The 16,186-nt window shown below is 63.8% G+C and carries 16 protein-coding genes; 10 read left to right on the top strand and 6 right to left on the bottom strand.

Going from position 1 to position 16,186, the window contains the following annotated elements:
- The first annotated feature begins 1 nt into the window (after nt 1).
- The 7 genes from U3648_RS08200 to tpiA all read left to right on the top strand — a co-directional run bounded on the left by U3648_RS08200 (nt 2) and on the right by tpiA (nt 5,787).
- Entirely contained in the window at nt 2-2,365 is a 2,364-nt protein-coding gene (locus tag U3648_RS08200; protein ID WP_420858750.1) for an aldehyde dehydrogenase family protein, read from the top strand.
- Nucleotides 2,366-2,460: 95 nt separating this feature from the next.
- The gene (locus U3648_RS08195; RefSeq protein ID WP_129680810.1) at nt 2,461-2,823 is read left to right on the top strand and encodes an SUF system Fe-S cluster assembly protein; all 363 of its coding nucleotides are present in this window, start codon (nt 2,461-2,463) and stop codon (nt 2,821-2,823) included.
- Nucleotides 2,824-2,904: 81 nt separating this feature from the next.
- Entirely contained in the window at nt 2,905-3,546 is a 642-nt protein-coding gene (locus U3648_RS08190) for a hypothetical protein (RefSeq protein ID WP_420858749.1), read from the top strand.
- Nucleotides 3,543-4,283, top strand: a complete 741-nt coding sequence (locus U3648_RS08185; protein WP_420858748.1) for a DUF3307 domain-containing protein — start codon at nt 3,543-3,545, stop codon at nt 4,281-4,283. Before U3648_RS08190 ends, U3648_RS08185 begins: the two co-directional genes overlap by 4 nt.
- A 22-nt stretch (nt 4,284-4,305) precedes the next feature.
- Nucleotides 4,306-4,671, top strand: coding sequence for a HesB/IscA family protein (locus U3648_RS08180; protein WP_420858747.1), 366 nt, complete (start codon nt 4,306-4,308; stop codon nt 4,669-4,671).
- Nucleotides 4,668-4,991: a TfoX/Sxy family protein gene (locus U3648_RS08175; protein WP_420858746.1), complete on the top strand. Its 324-nt coding sequence runs from the start codon at nt 4,668-4,670 to the stop codon at nt 4,989-4,991. The genes U3648_RS08180 and U3648_RS08175 overlap by 4 nt, the downstream gene beginning before the upstream one ends.
- Nucleotides 4,992-5,046: 55 nt before the next feature.
- Nucleotides 5,047-5,787: a triose-phosphate isomerase gene (gene tpiA / locus U3648_RS08170; RefSeq protein ID WP_420858745.1), complete on the top strand. Its 741-nt coding sequence runs from the start codon at nt 5,047-5,049 to the stop codon at nt 5,785-5,787.
- Between the two features lie 175 nt (nt 5,788-5,962).
- On the opposite strand, the gene U3648_RS08165 is transcribed toward tpiA, so the two are convergent.
- The 3 genes from U3648_RS08165 to U3648_RS08155 form a co-directional block, all read right to left on the bottom strand.
- Complete coding sequence (locus U3648_RS08165) at nt 5,963-7,774, bottom strand: TRAP transporter large permease (protein WP_420858744.1); 1,812 nt, start codon at nt 7,772-7,774, stop codon at nt 5,963-5,965.
- Nucleotides 7,774-8,463, bottom strand: coding sequence for a TRAP transporter small permease (locus tag U3648_RS08160; RefSeq protein ID WP_420858743.1), 690 nt, complete (start codon nt 8,461-8,463; stop codon nt 7,774-7,776). Before U3648_RS08160 ends, U3648_RS08165 begins: the two co-directional genes overlap by 1 nt.
- 116 nt (nt 8,464-8,579) lie before the next feature.
- A complete protein-coding gene (locus U3648_RS08155) occupies nt 8,580-9,590 on the bottom strand; it encodes a DctP family TRAP transporter solute-binding subunit (protein ID WP_420858742.1) in 1,011 nt (336 codons plus the stop codon).
- A gap of 308 nt (nt 9,591-9,898) precedes the next feature.
- Between U3648_RS08155 and U3648_RS08150 the strand changes: the two genes are divergently transcribed.
- The gene (locus U3648_RS08150) at nt 9,899-10,816 is read left to right on the top strand and encodes a DMT family transporter (protein WP_420858741.1); all 918 of its coding nucleotides are present in this window, start codon (nt 9,899-9,901) and stop codon (nt 10,814-10,816) included.
- Here the strand turns inward: U3648_RS08150 and U3648_RS08145 are convergent.
- From U3648_RS08145 to U3648_RS08135, 3 genes are read right to left on the bottom strand one after another with little or no spacing between them, the layout of a single operon-like run.
- The gene (locus U3648_RS08145; protein WP_420858740.1) at nt 10,813-12,039 is read right to left on the bottom strand and encodes a sigma-54-dependent transcriptional regulator; all 1,227 of its coding nucleotides are present in this window, start codon (nt 12,037-12,039) and stop codon (nt 10,813-10,815) included. The genes U3648_RS08150 and U3648_RS08145 overlap by 4 nt on opposite strands.
- Nucleotides 12,036-13,838 carry a sensor histidine kinase gene (locus U3648_RS08140; protein ID WP_420858739.1) on the bottom strand — a complete coding sequence of 601 codons (1,803 nt, stop codon included), beginning with the start codon at nt 13,836-13,838 and terminating at the stop codon, nt 12,036-12,038. Before U3648_RS08140 ends, U3648_RS08145 begins: the two co-directional genes overlap by 4 nt.
- Before the next feature lie 47 nt (nt 13,839-13,885).
- Nucleotides 13,886-14,347, bottom strand: a complete 462-nt coding sequence (locus U3648_RS08135) for an Lrp/AsnC family transcriptional regulator (RefSeq protein WP_420858738.1) — start codon at nt 14,345-14,347, stop codon at nt 13,886-13,888.
- A 142-nt stretch (nt 14,348-14,489) separates the two neighbouring features.
- On the opposite strand from U3648_RS08135, the gene cysG reads away from it, so the two are divergent.
- Together cysG and U3648_RS08125 are read left to right on the top strand one after the other, a co-directional pair.
- Nucleotides 14,490-15,890: a siroheme synthase CysG gene (gene cysG / locus U3648_RS08130; protein WP_420858737.1), complete on the top strand. Its 1,401-nt coding sequence runs from the start codon at nt 14,490-14,492 to the stop codon at nt 15,888-15,890.
- Nucleotides 15,887-16,186 (top strand): DUF2849 domain-containing protein, encoded by a 300-nt coding sequence (locus U3648_RS08125; protein WP_420858736.1) that lies wholly within the window; start codon nt 15,887-15,889, stop codon nt 16,184-16,186. The genes cysG and U3648_RS08125 overlap by 4 nt, the downstream gene beginning before the upstream one ends.

The raw sequence follows: 16,186 nt of genomic DNA, 5'->3' as shown, positions 1-16,186 counted from the left end.
CATGCCCACCCTGACAGAGATCCTTGAGACCATGGACTACGGCCCGGCCCCCGAAGACGCCAAGATCGCGCAAAGCTGGCTGGACAAGCATTCCGGCGGCTTCGGCCATTTCATCAACGGCCAGTTCACCAAACCCGGCCAGTGCTTTGCCGTGTCGAACCCCGCCACCGGGGCCGAGATCGCGCAAGTGACCCAAGGCACGGCCGAGGATGTGGAGATGGCCGTCAAGGCCGCCCGCGCCGCCCAGCCGAAATGGGCCGCCCTGCCCGGCCATGCCCGCGCCAAGCACCTTTATGCGCTGGCCCGTCATGTGCAGCAGCACGCCCGCTTTCTTGCGGTGCTGGAAACCATCGACAACGGCAAGCCGATCCGCGAAACCCGCGACATCGACGTGCCGCTGGTGGCCCGCCATTTCTATCACCACGCGGGCTGGGCCGAGATCATGGCCGATGAATTCCCCGGCGCCACGCCGCAGGGTGTCTGCGGTCAGGTGATCCCGTGGAACTTCCCCCTGCTGATGCTGGCGTGGAAGGTGGCCCCGGCGCTGGCCGCGGGCAACACCGTTGTCCTGAAACCCGCTGAATATACCCCCCTGACCGCGCTGGCGCTGGCCGAGATCGCCGCCGAGGCTGGTCTGCCCAAGGGCGTGCTGAACATCGTCACCGGCGACGGGGCCACGGGGGCCGCAATCGTCGGCCACGGAGACATCGACAAACTCGCCTTTACCGGCTCGACCGATGTGGGTCGGATCATCCGTCGCCAGACCGCCGGATCGGGCAAGGGGCTGACGCTGGAACTGGGCGGAAAATCCCCCTTCATCGTCTTTGCAGATGCCGATATCGACGCCGCCGTCGAAGGCGTGGTCGATGCGATCTGGTTCAATCAAGGGCAGGTCTGCTGCGCCGGGTCGCGAATCCTTGTCGCCGAAAGCATCGCGCCCCGCTTCACCCAACTGCTGAAACAGCGGATGACGAAACTGCGCGTCGGCGACCCGCTGGACAAAAGCATCGACATGGGGGCGATCGTGCATCCGGTGCAGCTTGACCGGATTGCAAGCCTTGTGGATCAGGGCAAGGCATCCGGCGCGGCGATCACGCAAGGCACCGCGCCGCAGGGCTGTTTCTACCCGCCGACATTGGCCGAGAACGTGGAACCGGCCAATATCCTCGCCACCGAAGAAATCTTTGGCCCCGTGGTCACCCTGACCACCTTCCGCACCCCCGAAGACGCGCTGGCGCTGGCCAATGCGACCAACTACGGGCTGGCAGCCTCGGTCTGGTCGGAAAACGTGAACCTTGCGCTGGACGTGGCGGCCAAGGTTAAGGCGGGCGTGGTCTGGATCAACGCCACCAACCTGTTCGACGCCGCCGCCGGGTTCGGCGGCTACCGCGAAAGCGGATTTGGCCGTGAAGGTGGGCGCGAAGGGATGATGGCCTATCTGCGCCCGGCCCGCCCCGGCAAACCGGGCAAGCCCGAAGCCAGCCCCGCCACGCCCGACCCGCTGCCCGCACTGTCCGGCCCGGCGCAGCCGATCGACCGCACCGCCAAGATGTATATCGGCGGCAAGCAGGCCCGGCCCGACAGCGGCTATGTCTATCAGGTGACCGGGCCGAAGGGGCCTGTCGGCATGGCCGGTCTTGGCAACCGCAAAGACATCCGCAACGCGGTCGAGGCCGCGCATAAGGCCGCGGGCTGGGGCAAGGCGACCGGTCACAACCGGGCGCAGGTCCTATACTACCTCGCCGAGAACCTGTCGGCCCGAGCAGGCGAATTCGCCGACCGGCTGCACAGCTTTGGCCAGTCGAAAAAGTCCGCAGAGGCTGAGGTGGACGCCACGTTGCGCCGGGCCTTCTGGTATGCCGCGCAGGCGGATAAATTCGACGGGGCGGTGCATTCCACGTCGAACCCCTATGTCACGCTGGCGATGAATGAACCCCTTGGCGTGGTGGGCGTGGCCTGCCCGGACAGCCTGCCGCTCCTGGGGTTGATGTCGCTGGTCCTGCCCGCCATCGCGATGGGTAATGCCGTCGTGGCCCTGCCCAGCCAGTCGCACCCGCTGGCCGCGACTGACCTCTATCAGGTCTTCGACACTTCGGACCTTCCGGGCGGTGTGGTGAACCTTGTCACCGGCCCGCGCGATGAACTGGCCAAAACGCTGGCCGACCACGACGACGTCGCCGCCATGTGGTATTTCGGCAGCGCCGAAGGGTGCGCGATGGTCGAAACCGCCTCGGCCGGGAACCTGAAACAGACCTGGACCGAGGTGGCGGGCACCCGTGATTTCACCGGCCCCGCCGGGCAGGGGCGCGAATTTCTGCACCGGGCCACGCAGGTGAAAAACATCTGGGTGCCCTACGGCGAATGATCCAAGGGGCGCGAAGGATATTGGCTTCTTTCGCGCCCTTTACGCCCCCGGCCCAAAACCCTATATGAACGGTCAGGAATTATGGGACCTGCATCATGACCGAAGCCACCGGCCACCTCGAAGGCGCACCGCTGATCCAGCCGTCATCGACGGATCATCCGCTTTACGATAGCATCGTAGAGGCCTGCCGCACGGTCTATGACCCTGAAATCCCGGTCAATATTTACGACCTTGGCCTTGTTTACACCATTGATATCAATGATGAAAACGAGGTGAAGATCATCATGACCCTAACCGCCCCCGGCTGCCCCGTGGCCGGTGAAATGCCCGGCTGGATTTCCGACGCCATCGGCCCGGTTGCCGGGGTCAAGGATGTCGAGGTTGAACTGACCTGGGAACCGCAATGGGGCATGGACATGATGTCCGACGAAGCGCGGCTTGAACTGGGATTTATGTAAAGCGCACCCTTTTTTGGGTGCACACCGAGAAACGCACCCAAAATGGGTTGCATTTCGCCATATGCACCCTATTTTGGATGCATGACTGAGACCAAGCATCAAATCGCTGTCCTGACCGGTGATCTCGTGAATTCTACCGAGTTGCCGCCGGAAAGCATTGACCGGGCGATGGCGGCCCTTGCGGACGCATCCGAAAGACTCGGCGCACTTCAAGAGAGGTCCTTGCGGTTCACCCGACACAGAGGTGACGGCTGGCAAGTCGTACTGTCCGAACCGGGACTCTACCTCCGCGCGGCGCTGGGCTTTCGCGCGGCAGTCAAGACGTTGGGACAAAACTTTGACACCTACATCGGAATCGCTGATGGGCAGGTGGACGGTGAGCTTCCCAGCAACCTGAATTCAGCCACGCAGGACGTTTTCGTAAATTCTGGGCTTGCACTAGAAACTTTGAAAGCCTCGCGCCGACTTGGCTGGCGGTTCCTGCACGACGATTTCAAAGACAAGGCTGCCACCTTAACCCTTGCAGACCAAATCTCTCAAGGCTGGACCGCTGCACAATCCGCCGCTGTGAAACAAGTAATATTCAACTATGAGTCGCGAACGATGACGGATGTCGCCGAGGCACTCGGCATTTCCCGGCAGGCGGCAACAAAATCTTTGGACGCTGCGGGCTACAACTTCCTTCAACAAGCACTGTATTTCGCTGAAAAGGTCGACCCATGATCGAAACCGTTCTCGCCCTGCTTCTGGCCCATGCTGTCGCGGATTTCGTGCTGCAAAACCGCTGGATCGTTCAGAACAAGGGGCGGGCCGGGGCTTTGCTGTTGCATGGGGCGCTGGTGCTTCTGACCGCGCAGGTCGCGACCGGGCAGTGGGCCGCGCCTGCCCTTCTGGTCCTTGCCGCCGTCCATGTGCTGATCGACCTTGCCAAGGCGCGGCTGACACGCGGTGGCATCGGCCCCTTCCTTGCCGATCAGGCCGCCCATATGGCCACCATCGGCGCGGTGGCGGTCTTCGCGCCGGACCTTTGGGCGACCGGTCTTTGGCCGGGCCTGATCGCCCCAGACCAGCTCGACCTTGTCCTGCATGGCATCCTTGTCGTCATCACCCTCATCTTCGCCCTGCGCGGCGGCGAATTTGCGGTGGGTCTTCTCATGCGCCGCTATGCCGCCCGCATGGGCAACAGCGGGCTGCCGCAGGCGGGGCGCACTATCGGCTGGCTGGAACGGGGCCTTGTCTGCCTGTTCATCGGCACCGGCATTCCGGCGGGCATCGGGTTTCTGGTCGCGGCCAAATCCATCCTGCGCTTTGGCACGGCGTCAAAGGATCAGAAACATTCGGAATATGTGATCATTGGCACGCTGGCCTCTTTCGGCTGGGCGCTCACGATTGCGTTGATCGCCGATTGGACCGGCGCAAACCTTCTGCCCCCGCTTGAGATCGGACCCGCACGGCCCTAGATTGGGATCAAAGGAGACCCCCATGTTCGGCATTCCCGGCAAATCGCCTGTCACCATCACCCCGCGCGCCGCGGCCCAGATCGCCAAGCTGATGCAAAAGGGCGACCATGCGGGCCTGCGCATCGGCGTGAAGAAAGGCGGCTGTGCGGGCATGGAATACACCATGGATTACGTCGATGCCGTCGAAGCCCATGATGAGGTAGTCGAACAGGACGGCGCCAAGGTGATCATCGCGCCCATGGCCCAGATGTTCCTGTTCGGGACCGAGATCGACTATGAGACCTCGCTTCTCGAATCCGGGTTCAAGTTCAAGAACCCCAATGTGGTGGATGCTTGCGGCTGCGGCGAGTCGATCAAGTTCGACGAGTCGCTGGGCGCCGGGCGGTGAGCGTTTCCGCCGCCGATATAGGTTTTGCACTGGAACTGTTTGACGGGCTTGGCCCGCTGACCCATCGCAAGATGATGGGGGGCCTGTGCCTTTATTCCGATGGAACCATCTTTGCGATCCTGCATTCGGACGCTTCCCTATGGCTCAAGGGCGCAGGCGACTGGGCCGATCACATGACCGCGGAAGGCTGGGAACGCTGGACCTATTCCCGCGATGGCCAGAAGACCACGGCGATGCCCTATTGGCGGCTGCCTGACGCCGCGCTGGACGACCCCGACGAGGCCTGCCGACTGGCCCGCGCCGCGCTCGCCTGCCTCTAGAACTCCGCCCGTCTGCTTGCTACAGACGCTGTGAGCGATAACAGGAGGGTCCCCCATGCGCCGCAAGCTTGCCGCCGGAAACTGGAAAATGAACGGCACCGCCGCCGATCTGGCAGAGGTCGCCGCATTGGCCGCCGCCCACCCTGCCCCCGGTGTTGACTTGCTGCTCTGCCCCCCTGCCACGCTGATCCACCGAATGGCGCAGGTCGCCGGGCCCGTCGCGGTTGGCGGGCAGGATTGCCACGCCGCCGCCAAGGGCGCGCATACCGGCGATATCTCGACCGCGATGCTGCGGGACGCGGGCGCGACCCATGTGATCCTTGGCCATTCCGAACGGCGCACCGACCACGGCGAGACCGATGCGCAGGTCCGTGCCAAGGCCGAGGCCGCGCTGGCTGACGGGCTGGTCGCGGTGATCTGCATTGGCGAGACGCTGGAGGAACGCGAGGGCGGCCAGACGCTGGGCGTTGTGGGCACACAGCTTGCCGGGTCCACCCCCGATGCGGCCACCGCCGCCAACACCGTGATCGCCTATGAACCGGTCTGGGCCATCGGCACCGGCAAGGTCCCCACCCTCGACCAGATCGCAGAGGTGCATGGGTTCATCCGCGCCGAACTGGTGAAGCGGTTTGGCGAGGACGGAAACGGGTTCCGCATCCTTTATGGCGGGTCAGTGAAACCCTCGAACGCGGCCGAGATCTTTGCGGTGTCCGATGTGGACGGGGCGCTGGTGGGCGGTGCGAGCCTGAAGGCCGCTGATTTCAGCCCGATCATCGAAGCACTCGAGGCGAGCTGAACCCAGGGACGCGCCCGTCCCGGGGTGGGCGCTTGGGCCGCTGGCCGTTTTGTCGATTTATCGTCCAACACCATGCCGACGGCTGAGCCATTTGTGTCGGTAGAATGCGCCCGCCCATGGGTCGGGACGGGCGCGGCCCGGGCTGGTCGCCCGGGCCAGTAGGCACAAGTGCCCTCTATCTCACGATGATCTCGGGGCCCATCAGGCTGGTCGGCAGGAAAGTCGACAGCCATGGGATGTAGGTCACCATGATCAGGAAGACGAAGAGGACCATCAGGAACGGCAGCGCCGCCCGGACCACCCGCATGATCGGCATCCCCGCCACGCCCGAGGTAACGAAAAGGTTCAGACCGACCGGCGGGGTAATCATCCCGATCTCCATGTTGACCACCATGATGATGCCCAGGTGGATCGGGTCGATCCCCAGTTCCAGCGCAATCGGGAACACCAGCGGCGCCACGATCACGATCAGCCCCGAGGGTTCCATGAACTGACCCCCGATCAACAGGATCACGTTCACCACGATCAGGAAGGTGATCGGACCAAGACCCGCGGCCAGCATCGCCTCGGTGATGTGTTGGGGCACCTGTTCGTCGGTCAACACGTGCTTCAGGATCAGCGCGTTGGCGATGATGAACATCAGCATGATGGTCAGCTTGCCTGCCTCCAGCAGCGTATGCTTGGTGTCCTTGTGCACCAGCGCGGGCACGAACATGGCAAGGTTCTGAAGGTTGGCGCGGACAAGATGGCCGACACCGGTCATCAGGCTGTCTTCATAGCTGGCACCAGAGGCCACCAGCCGTTCCGCCGACCGCAGCAGCGCGAAGGCAAAGACAGCAGGCGGCAGAACCAGGACAATCACCGAAAGAACGGTCAGGATGATGTCCATCGCGACCGAATTCTCGCTGCCCCAGATGCCGCGCAGGACGAACAGAAGCGGCAGCACACCGAAGATCACCACCACGGCGGCCGAGAGTTTCTGCCCCCAGCCCGCGGCAACCGCCTTGTGCATGGTTCCACCAAGGATCACTGCGACGACGAGGAAGGCCAGACCGCCCCAGACCCCGTTCATGATCGGTGCGCCCAGCATGAAGGCGGCCACGACGTAGATGATGGTCGAGACAAGGGTAAAGCCCCAGACCCGCAGCCCCAGAAGCGCCCGGTCCTTGTCCTCTTCGGGAATCCACGGCTTGCCCTTCAGCGGCCCCATGTCCCGATAGACGAAGACCGCGACAAGGAAGGCATAGACAGAGGCAATCGCCGCGGCCTCGGTCGGGGTAAAGACCCCGCCATAGATCCCGCCGAGGATCACCACCATCAGGAACAGGCCCCAGGAGGCATCAAGGATGGTCGAGAAGACCTCGGGCCAGCCCAGCCATTCGCCCTTGGGCAGGTTCTTGACCCGGGCGATGACATAGATTGCGGCCATCAGCATAAAGCCCGCCAGAAGGCCCGGAATAACGCCCGCGAGGAACATCCGCCCGACCGATACATCGGTGGCCGAAGCATAGACGACCATCACAATTGAGGGCGGGATCAGGATGCCCAGTGTCCCGGCGTTGCAGATCACCCCGGCGGCGAAGTCCTTGGAGTACCCAACCTTCTGCATCCCGGCGATGACGATCGACCCAACCGCGACCACCGTCGCCGGCGACGACCCGGACAGCGCCGCGAACAGCATGCAGGCCAGAACCCCGGCAATCGCCAGACCACCCCGCACATGGCCGATCACCGCGATGGCAAAGCTGATGATCCGCTGCGCCACACCGCCCGTCGACATGAAGCTCGACGCAAGGATGAAGAAGGGAATGGCGAGAAGCGTATAGTGCCCCGCCATCGCCTGATACAGCGACTGGGCGATAGACCCCAGAGAGCTGTCCGAGAACATCAGCAGGAAGACGGTGGACGACAGGCCAAGCGCCACAGCAATCGGAACCCCGACCGCTAGAAGGGCGATGACCATTGCAAAAAGGATGACGACGTCCATCAGCGGGCTTCCTTATTCAATTCGCGACCGGCTTCTTCCACCGCGTCTTCGGCCTCATGGCTGACGATCAGGCAGTCGATATCGCCCCGGATCAGCCGCACGGTTGCCTGCGCGATGCGGAACAGCATCAGCGCCATGCCGAATGGCAGGATCACGTAGGGGATGAAACGGGGCATCTTTTCGTATTCTTCGCCAAGGTTGAAATTCGCCTCGAGCCAGTCCTTGGCAAAGGGGATCGGAACCTGTTCGGTCTCATACCAGGCCTGATCGCGGGAGTTTTCAAAGCCCGTCGGGAACCAGCGGCCCGATGTGGCGTCAAGCCCCGCAAAGGGCGCCCAATAGTCCCACGCCCCCTTCAGCAGCAGGAACGCGTAGGCAAGGCAGGCAACCGCCGCGATAATCCCCATGGCCTTGCGGACTGGTTTGGGCACGATGTTGATCAGCGCATCCACCCCAAGGTGCGACACCACTTTGAACCCATAGCTGATCCCGAACAGGACCAGCCATGCAAACAGGATCAGCGTGACCTCAAGCCCCCAGATCAGCTGGCTGTTGAACCCGTAGCGCATGACCACGTTGACGAAGGTCACCACGGTCATCAACCCCAGTAGCAGGGCGATCATGCTTTCTTCCAACTCGTGGACGATGCGGCCGACCGGGCCGCGCGGTGTTGTGCCTGACGATGACATGGATATCCCCACCCTGTGCAAGTCGGGGGCGGCGGCAGAACCGGCGCCCCCGTTTTCGGTGTCGGAAGTGGCCCGGCGCCGTCCCGTTCGGGCGCGCCGGGCCGGGGGTTCAGCCCTTAGAGAGAGGCGTTGATCGCCTGGGCGGCGTCGATGTTTTCCTGGCCGACATCATCCAGGAACTGATCCCAGACCGGCTTCATCACGTCGACCCATTCCTGACGCTGTTCGGCGCTCAGTTCGCGGATCACGCCACCGGCGTCCAGAACCGACTGACGGGCGGCCGCGTCCACGGCGCCGACGGCAGCATTCCGTTCAATGGTCACCTCGTTGAGGATGGTCAGGAACTGGTCACGGGTCGCCGGTTCAAGGCTGTCCAGCCAGTCGACCGAGGCCACGACCAGATAGTCGATCACGCCGTGGTTGGTTTCGGTGATCCCGTCCTGCACCTCAAAGAACTTCTGACCATAGATGTTCGACCAGGTGTTTTCCTGCCCGTCCACAACGCCGGTTTGCAGCGCGCCGTAAACTTCCGAGAAGGCCATTGGCTGCGGGCTGGCGCCAAGGGCTTCCATCTGGGCAACCAGCACGTCCGAGGTCTGCACCCGGAACTTCAGCCCTTCGGCATCAGACGGCGAGATCAGCGGCACGTTGGCCGAGAACTGCTTCATCCCGTTGTGCCAGAATTCAAGGCCCTGAAGACCGCGGCGCTGCATGCTGTCCTTCATTGCCTGACCGGTTTCTGAATTCTGGAAAGCGTCGACCGCGTCAATGTTGGTGAACATGAAGGGAAGGTCGAAGATCCGGAACTGCTTGGTGAACTGTTCGAACTTCGACAGCGAGGGCGCGGCAAGCTGCACATCACCCTGAAGCATGGCTTCAAGCACCTGGTCATCGTTATACAGCGTGGAGTTCGGGAAGACCTCCATGCACATCACGCCGTCCATCTCGGCGTTGATACGTTCCATCAACAGGGTGGCGGCGATGCCCTTGGGGTGGCGGTCGGTGTTGGTGACGTGGCTGAACTTGGCAACGATTTCACCATCGTCACAGCCCATCGGGTCGGCCTGTGCCAGACCGGCGGTCAGGGCGATAGCGGCGACAGAGGTAGCGAGTTTCGCGAATTTCATGTGGTCTCCTCCCATGAGACATGTGTGTTCCCCGTCGTTGACGGGCGCGTGATCAGACTGTGCACCGACACCCCGATCCCGTGTAAGAAATGATGCATTTCTTCGCAGCAGGATGATTTTTCGTTCGATTTCAAATCGGTAAGCCTTCGACCTTCCCCGGAACCGACACCTGTAGCCTGCGAAATGGCGGAAACCCGCACAGGCGTTATCGGTAACTGTGCGGATTTCCGCACAGTGCTTGCGGCGACTCACCCTTCTTGCCTCTGACCCAGCGGCTGGCCAAGGTTCGGCCGAAAGGAACCGCCAAGATGCCCGCAGACCGCCCCCTGTTCGGGATCGCGCTTGTCACGATCTCGGTTCTGTTTTTCGCCGTCGCGGACGTGCAGACCAAACACCTTGCCATGGCGCACCCGGTGCCCGTGGTCGTCGCGGTGCGCTATCTGGCCAGTCTCGCACTGCTTCTGGTCCTTGCCGGGCCGCGGATCGGCGCGCGGCTGTGGCGGACTGATCGGACCGGGCTTGTCCTGCCGCGTGGCGGGGTTCTGACGCTGGCCTCGCTGACCATAGGCTATGCGCTGAAACTGATGCCGGTCGGGGAAACGATTTCGATCATGTATCTGTCGCCGATCGCAGTGATGCTGCTGGCGATACCAATCCTAGGGGAACGTGTCAGCGCGGCGGGCTGGGCACTTGCCATGCTTGGGTTCATCGGGGTTCTTCTGATCTTGCGGCCGGGGGCCGGGCTGAACCCGGCGGGGGGTGCCTTTGCGCTGACCAATGCGGCCTGCGCAACGGTCTACCACCTGATGACCCGAATGCTGAGCCGGACGGAAACCGCCATGGCCATGCTGTTCCAAGTGACCCTGACCGGGGCGGTCTTCTTCAGCCTTGCCGCGATCCCCAGCCTGTCGGGTCCCTTGCCCGGCCTAGGCGACCTGTCGCTGATGGCGCTACTCGGGGTGCTGGCAACGGCCGGGCATTTCCTGTTCACCCTCGCCTATCGGCAGGCGCCCGCTTCGTTGATTGCACCAGTCAACTACATGCACCTTGTCTGGGCCGGGCTGTTGGGCTGGCTGGTCTTCGATCACCTTCCCGACGGAATCAGCCTGATCGGCATGGGCCTAGTCCTGATCTCCGGCGTGGCGATCGCGCTGCGCAGCCATATGGACGGGCGGCGCAAACGGGCGGCCCGCGCCGACGCTTTGCCGGACACGCCGGGGGCCTAGGCCCGGTAGTCCTCGGCCCGGATGTCGTGCCGGGCCAGCTTGTCGTAGAAGGTTTTGCGCGGCAGTTTCAGGGCGCGAGCGGCTTCGGTTGCATTGCCCTGCACCCGGCGCAGCGCAGCGATCAGCAGGGATTTCTCGACCCGAGCCATTTGTTCGGCCAGTCCCAATCCTTCGGCCTCTTCGACCTCTCCCAACCCCATGGCAAAGCGCATGGCGGCGTTCATCAGGGCCCGCGCGTTGCCCGGCCAGTCCTGCGCCATCAGACGGGCCAGAACATCCGGCTGGATTGCGGGCACCGGCAAGTTCGCCTGCTCGCAGGCTTGGGCGACATAGTGGCGGAACAGCACCGGGATATCCTCCGTCCGCTCTCGGATCGCTGGAATGCGGACCCGCATCAGGTCCAGCCGATAGAACAGGTCGGCGTTAAACCGCCCTGCCCCGACATCGCGGGCCAGATCGCCCGTGGTGCCCGCGATGACACGGCATTGCACCCCGTTCTCCAACCGGTCGAGCAGGTCGAACTGCACCGCAGGTGGCAGCGCCCCGACTTCGTCGATATAAAGCGATCCGGCCTGCGCGGCCTCGATCGCCTGCGCCAGTCCTTCGACACTCAGCCCGGCCCCGGCCCGTTTGACAAAGGGATGGCGGGCGGCGGCGGACAGAAGGTGGATTACCTCGGCCACCTTGGGGGTGCCGCTGCCCGGCTCTCCGGTTACCAGCACCTCGGCGCTGGCGCGGGCCACTGCACGAACCCGCCCCCGCAGATCGCGGGCAAGGTCGGAGGTGCCGAACAGCATCCGCGACGCCGCATCGCCGCTTTCCATTTCCAGCTTGTGGCGACGGTCCTCCAGCACCGCGCGCCGCTGGTCGAGCGCCTTTTCGACGACAGCGATCAGGTCGGACGGGGCGCAGGGTTTTTCCAGAAACGAATGGGCGCCCGCATCCATCGCGCGCACCGCCATTGGAATGTCGCCTTCGCCGGTCAGCAGGATCACCGGCAGGTCCGGGTCCTGCTTGCGCGCGTGATCCAGAAGGTGAAACCCGTCGCGGCCCGGCATCCGGATATCGGTGACGATCACCCCGTCAAACCCCGGTTCGATCCGGTCCTTCGCCTCGACAAAGCTGCCGGCAAGGATCGGGTCCAGATCCGCCAGTTCCAGCGTCTGGCCAAGCGCCTCGCGCACCGCGCGGTCGTCGTCCACCAAAAGAACCCTGCGGATCATGTCGCCCCCTTTCCGGCCACCCCTGCCAGTTCCACGGTAAAGGCCGCACCGCCGTCCGGGTGGTTGCGGCCCCGGATATTGCCGCCGAAACTTTGCACCAACCCGTAGGAGATCGACAGGCCAAGCCCCATGCCGTCACCGCTGCCAACCGTCTTCGTCGAATAGAACGGATCAAATATCTTTTCCGGCTCGTCAATGCCTGGCCCTGTGTCCCGCACGGTCAGGAATACCTTTGGCCATTCGGCAGAGAGCCCGATCTCCAGCCGCTTTTCATCTGCCCCCTCCATCGCGTCGACCGCATTGGTGACAAGGTTCAGGATCACCTGTTGCAGGCGCACCTCTCCACCGCGAACCATGACCGGGCCGGACGGGCGATCCCAGATCACGGTGACGGTCGATTGGGTCAACCTTGCGCTGGCCATTTCAAGGACCACATCGACGACGGCGATGATATCCACGTCCGACAGGGCCTCGCTTTCCTGCCGTGCGAAGGCGCGCAGGTTGCGGATGATCCGGCCCATGCGCCGGGCAAGGTCGGAGATCCGCGTCAGGTTCTGGGCAGCAACATCCTGTTTTCCCTTGGCAAGAAAGGCTTCGGCGTTTTCAGCGAAAGACCGGATCGCCATTAGCGGCTGGTTGAGTTCATGGCTGATCCCGGCCGACATCTGTCCCAAGGCCGACAGCTTGCCCGCCTGCACAAGATCGGCCTGCGCCTTCTTCAGCCGCGCCTCGGCGGCGGTCCGTTCCGCCACCTCGCGCCGCAGGTCGGTGTTCAGGTCCGACAGTTCCGCCGTCCGCTGCGCCACCCGTGCCTCAAGCCGCTGGTTCGCTTCCGCCAAGGTACGGCGCCGTTCGGTCGCCAGAAACAACAGCGCGCCGAAAGCAAGGCACAGCGCCGCCGTGACCGTTGCCTGCAGCAGGGCCAGTTGCCGCGCCGGGGCCACGTCCAAAAGCGCCTCTCCCACAAGACCGATCACCGGAAGGTCCAGTTCCAGATGCAGCGCGCGTTCCGGCACATAGCGGCCCGCATCGACCCGCCACAGGTCCATCCCCTGCCACAGACGAGATTCGTAATGGACAAAGGGCATGATCCGCCCTGTTGGGTATTCCGCGCTTTGCCCTGCCGCGCGCATGTCCCCGCTGCGCGACCGGAACACCAGTTCGGACCGGTTCGAGACGAAGATCACGCCCAGTTCATCGGTGAAGAAAACCGTAGGCCGATCGCCCCGCCAGACGGCCTCGACCTCTTCGACATCGGCCACGACCATGACGGCCCCGACCGGCGGTCCGGTCTCGGAAAAGACCGGGGCCGCGAACAGGAAGGTGCGCCTGCCGTAGGGGTCCGACACCCGACGCCCATAGCGGTCCGTCAACTGGTGATAGACGCCAAGCGCCCCATCCATCGCCCGTTCGTAATAGGGTCGCCCGGCGTGGGGATCGGGCGGCGTGCCACTGGCTGCCGCCAGTTCAACCCCCCGGTTGTCCACGACGATCACGTCCAGCGATCCGGTCTTGTCCGCGACCTCCAGCAGCAGGGCCCGGGACGCCGACGGGTCGACCCCGCCCGCAAGCACCCCCGTCACCGTCGGATGATCCGCCATCAAGACCGCAAGCGACCGGAATTGCTGTAATTCTCCGGTCAACCGGTCACCCGCAAGGGCAAGGTCCGACTGTCCGCGGCTGTGCAACTGCCGCAGCGCCTCGGCATAGCCATAGGCCCAGACCCCGCCAGCAACGGCGGCCACGGCGGCAAGAAAGGACAGGATCACCGCAATGCGGCGCAGACGGGGTGCGAACATGGGTCAACCCTAGAAACCGGCACAGACCTTGACCAGAGCCAAGCGGATCAGAGCGGCAGGGAAACCGTCGATTTCAGCTCTTCCATCGACAGAAGCGCGGTGACGTTGTGGATCTTCACCTCGGAAATCAGCGCCTGGTAGAAGACGTCATAGGCGCGTGCATTCTTGACCCGCACCTTGAGGATATAGTCGATGTCGCCCGCCAGCCGGTGCGCCTCCTGCACCTCGGGCCGGTCGCGCAGGGCGGCGAGGAACTTGTTCTGCCAATCCGCCTCATGCTCGGACGTGCGGATCAGGACAAAGAAGGTCGCCTCGAATCCCAGCGCCTCGGCATCCAGCAAAACCGTCTGCTGGCCGATGATCCCGGCCTCTTTCATCTTGCGAATCCGGTTCCAGACCGGGGTCTTGGACGACCCGACATTCTTGGCGATTTCATCCAGGGATTGCCCGGCGTCGCGCTGCAATTCCCCAAGGATTTTCCGATCCATATCGTCAATTCGAAACGCCATTCCGGTTTTCCCTTCGGTTTGGAACAGTGGTTATCGCCCGGCGACAGTTGCGAACATACGTCCTTATTTCTGCGGTGCAATAGCCAAATACAGGGACAATTTCCTATATTGGGGTCAGATTTCGACCATAGGACATGACCCGATGCAGCACTTCCCGATTTTCCTGGACGTCAAGAACGCCCGGATCGTCCTTGCCGGTGGCGGCGAGGCCGCGTTGGCCAAGTTGCGTCTGCTGACCAAAACCGAGGCCAAGGTCGAAGTTTATGCCGATGCGCCCCACCCCGATCTTCTGCGCCTTGCGCACGACGGCAGGATTACACTGATCCCCCGTGCCCTGACCACGGGCGACGTTCGCGGTGCCGCCCTTGTCTATGGCGCGGCCGAAGATAAGGCGGAAGACGCCCGCGTGGCCGGGATTGCCCGGGCCGAGGGCGCATTGGTGAACATCGTCGACAACCTGCATGGGTCCGACTTCATCACCCCCGCGATTGTCGACCGGGACCCCGTCACCGTCGCCATCGGCACCGAAGGCGCGGCCCCGGTGCTCGCGCGCGCGATCAAGGCCGATCTGGAAGAACGGCTGCCTGTCTCGCTGGGGTTGCTGGCGCGGATCGGCAAGGCCTTCCGCCATGCCGCCGATGTGCTGCCGATGGGGCGCAAGCGGCGCGACTTCTGGGCCGACTATTACTTCCGCGACGGCCCCCGCGCCTTGGATCAGGGCGGCGAACCTGCGGTCGACCGGGCCCTGTCCGACCTGCTGGACACCCATGTCATGCAGGCCCGCCGCGACGGCCACGTCGCCCTTGTCGGCGCGGGCCCCGGTGACCCGGACCTGCTGACCCTCAAGGCCCGCAAGGCGCTGGATACCGCGGATGTGGTCATCTACGACCGGCTTGTCTCGCCCGAGATCCTTGAACTTGCCCGCCGCGAGGCGCTGATGATCGACGTCGGCAAAGAGGGTTTTGGCACCTCGACCAGCCAGTCGGACATCAATGCGCTGATCGTGGAACACGCGGCCGGTGGCGCGCAGGTTGTGCGGCTCAAGGCCGGGGATCCCACCGTCTTTGGCCGTCTGGACGAAGAGATCGACGCGCTGGATGCCGCCGGGATCGACTGGCACATCGTGCCGGGGATCACCGCGGCCTCCGCCGCAGTGGCCCAGATCGGCCAAAGCCTGACAAAGCGGCACCGCAATTCTTCGGTCCGGTTTCTGACCGGCCATGACACCAAGGGGTTCTGCGACCACGACTGGCGCGCACTGGCCCGGCCCGGAGAGGTCGCCGCGATCTATATGGGCAAGAAATCCGCCCGTTTCATTCAGGGTCGCCTGCTGATGCACGGCGCGAACCCGGCCACGCCAGTCACCGTGATCGAAAACGCCAGCCGCCCTGACAGCCGGGTCCTGTCCACCACGCTGTCCAACCTGGAACCGGACCTGACCCGCGCCGACCTGTCCGGCCCCGCCCTGACCTTCCTTGGCCTTGCGCCCCGCGCCGCACTGGCCGCCCTGACCACACCCGAGCTGAAAGAGGCCACCCAATGAGCCGCGCCTTCACCCCCAAGGTTGTCACCGCAAATGCCCTTATGGACGGCGATGCCATCTGGCTGACCGAGGACGACCGTTGGACCCGCGACATGGCTGAAGCCGAGTTGATCGAGGACGAGGCCCATGCCGATATCCGGCTGCTGTTCGCCCTGTCCCAACCCGACCACGTCGTCGGCCCCTACCTGGCTGATGCCAAACCCGGCCAGACCGGCCCCGAACCCATCCACTTCCGCGAGGCATTCCGGACCCGCGGTCCGTCGAATTATGTCCACGGCAAGCAGGCAGAGGTGTAA

The organism is Marivivens marinus (assembly GCF_035969385.1).
GTDB lineage: Bacteria > Pseudomonadota > Alphaproteobacteria > Rhodobacterales > Rhodobacteraceae > SELP01.
Note: the sequence above shows the minus strand (reverse complement) of the source record. Positions and strands in the feature narration are given on the sequence as shown.

Coding starts and splice junctions, on each gene's coding strand:
- U3648_RS08200 (WP_420858750.1), top strand. CDS start 2: ATGCCCACCCTGACAGAGATCCTTGAGACCATGGACTACGGCCCGGCC.
- U3648_RS08185 (WP_420858748.1), top strand. CDS start 3,543: ATGATCGAAACCGTTCTCGCCCTGCTTCTGGCCCATGCTGTCGCGGAT.
- U3648_RS08140 (WP_420858739.1), bottom strand. CDS start 13,838: ATGTTCGCACCCCGTCTGCGCCGCATTGCGGTGATCCTGTCCTTTCTT.
- U3648_RS08150 (WP_420858741.1), top strand. CDS start 9,899: ATGCCCGCAGACCGCCCCCTGTTCGGGATCGCGCTTGTCACGATCTCG.
- cysG (WP_420858737.1), top strand. CDS start 14,490: ATGCAGCACTTCCCGATTTTCCTGGACGTCAAGAACGCCCGGATCGTC.
- U3648_RS08165 (WP_420858744.1), bottom strand. CDS start 7,774: ATGGACGTCGTCATCCTTTTTGCAATGGTCATCGCCCTTCTAGCGGTC.
- U3648_RS08145 (WP_420858740.1), bottom strand. CDS start 12,039: ATGATCCGCAGGGTTCTTTTGGTGGACGACGACCGCGCGGTGCGCGAG.
- U3648_RS08180 (WP_420858747.1), top strand. CDS start 4,306: ATGTTCGGCATTCCCGGCAAATCGCCTGTCACCATCACCCCGCGCGCC.
- U3648_RS08160 (WP_420858743.1), bottom strand. CDS start 8,463: ATGTCATCGTCAGGCACAACACCGCGCGGCCCGGTCGGCCGCATCGTC.
- U3648_RS08195 (WP_129680810.1), top strand. CDS start 2,461: ATGACCGAAGCCACCGGCCACCTCGAAGGCGCACCGCTGATCCAGCCG.
- U3648_RS08155 (WP_420858742.1), bottom strand. CDS start 9,590: ATGAAATTCGCGAAACTCGCTACCTCTGTCGCCGCTATCGCCCTGACC.
- U3648_RS08190 (WP_420858749.1), top strand. CDS start 2,905: ATGACTGAGACCAAGCATCAAATCGCTGTCCTGACCGGTGATCTCGTG.
- U3648_RS08125 (WP_420858736.1), top strand. CDS start 15,887: ATGAGCCGCGCCTTCACCCCCAAGGTTGTCACCGCAAATGCCCTTATG.
- tpiA (WP_420858745.1), top strand. CDS start 5,047: ATGCGCCGCAAGCTTGCCGCCGGAAACTGGAAAATGAACGGCACCGCC.
- U3648_RS08135 (WP_420858738.1), bottom strand. CDS start 14,347: ATGGCGTTTCGAATTGACGATATGGATCGGAAAATCCTTGGGGAATTG.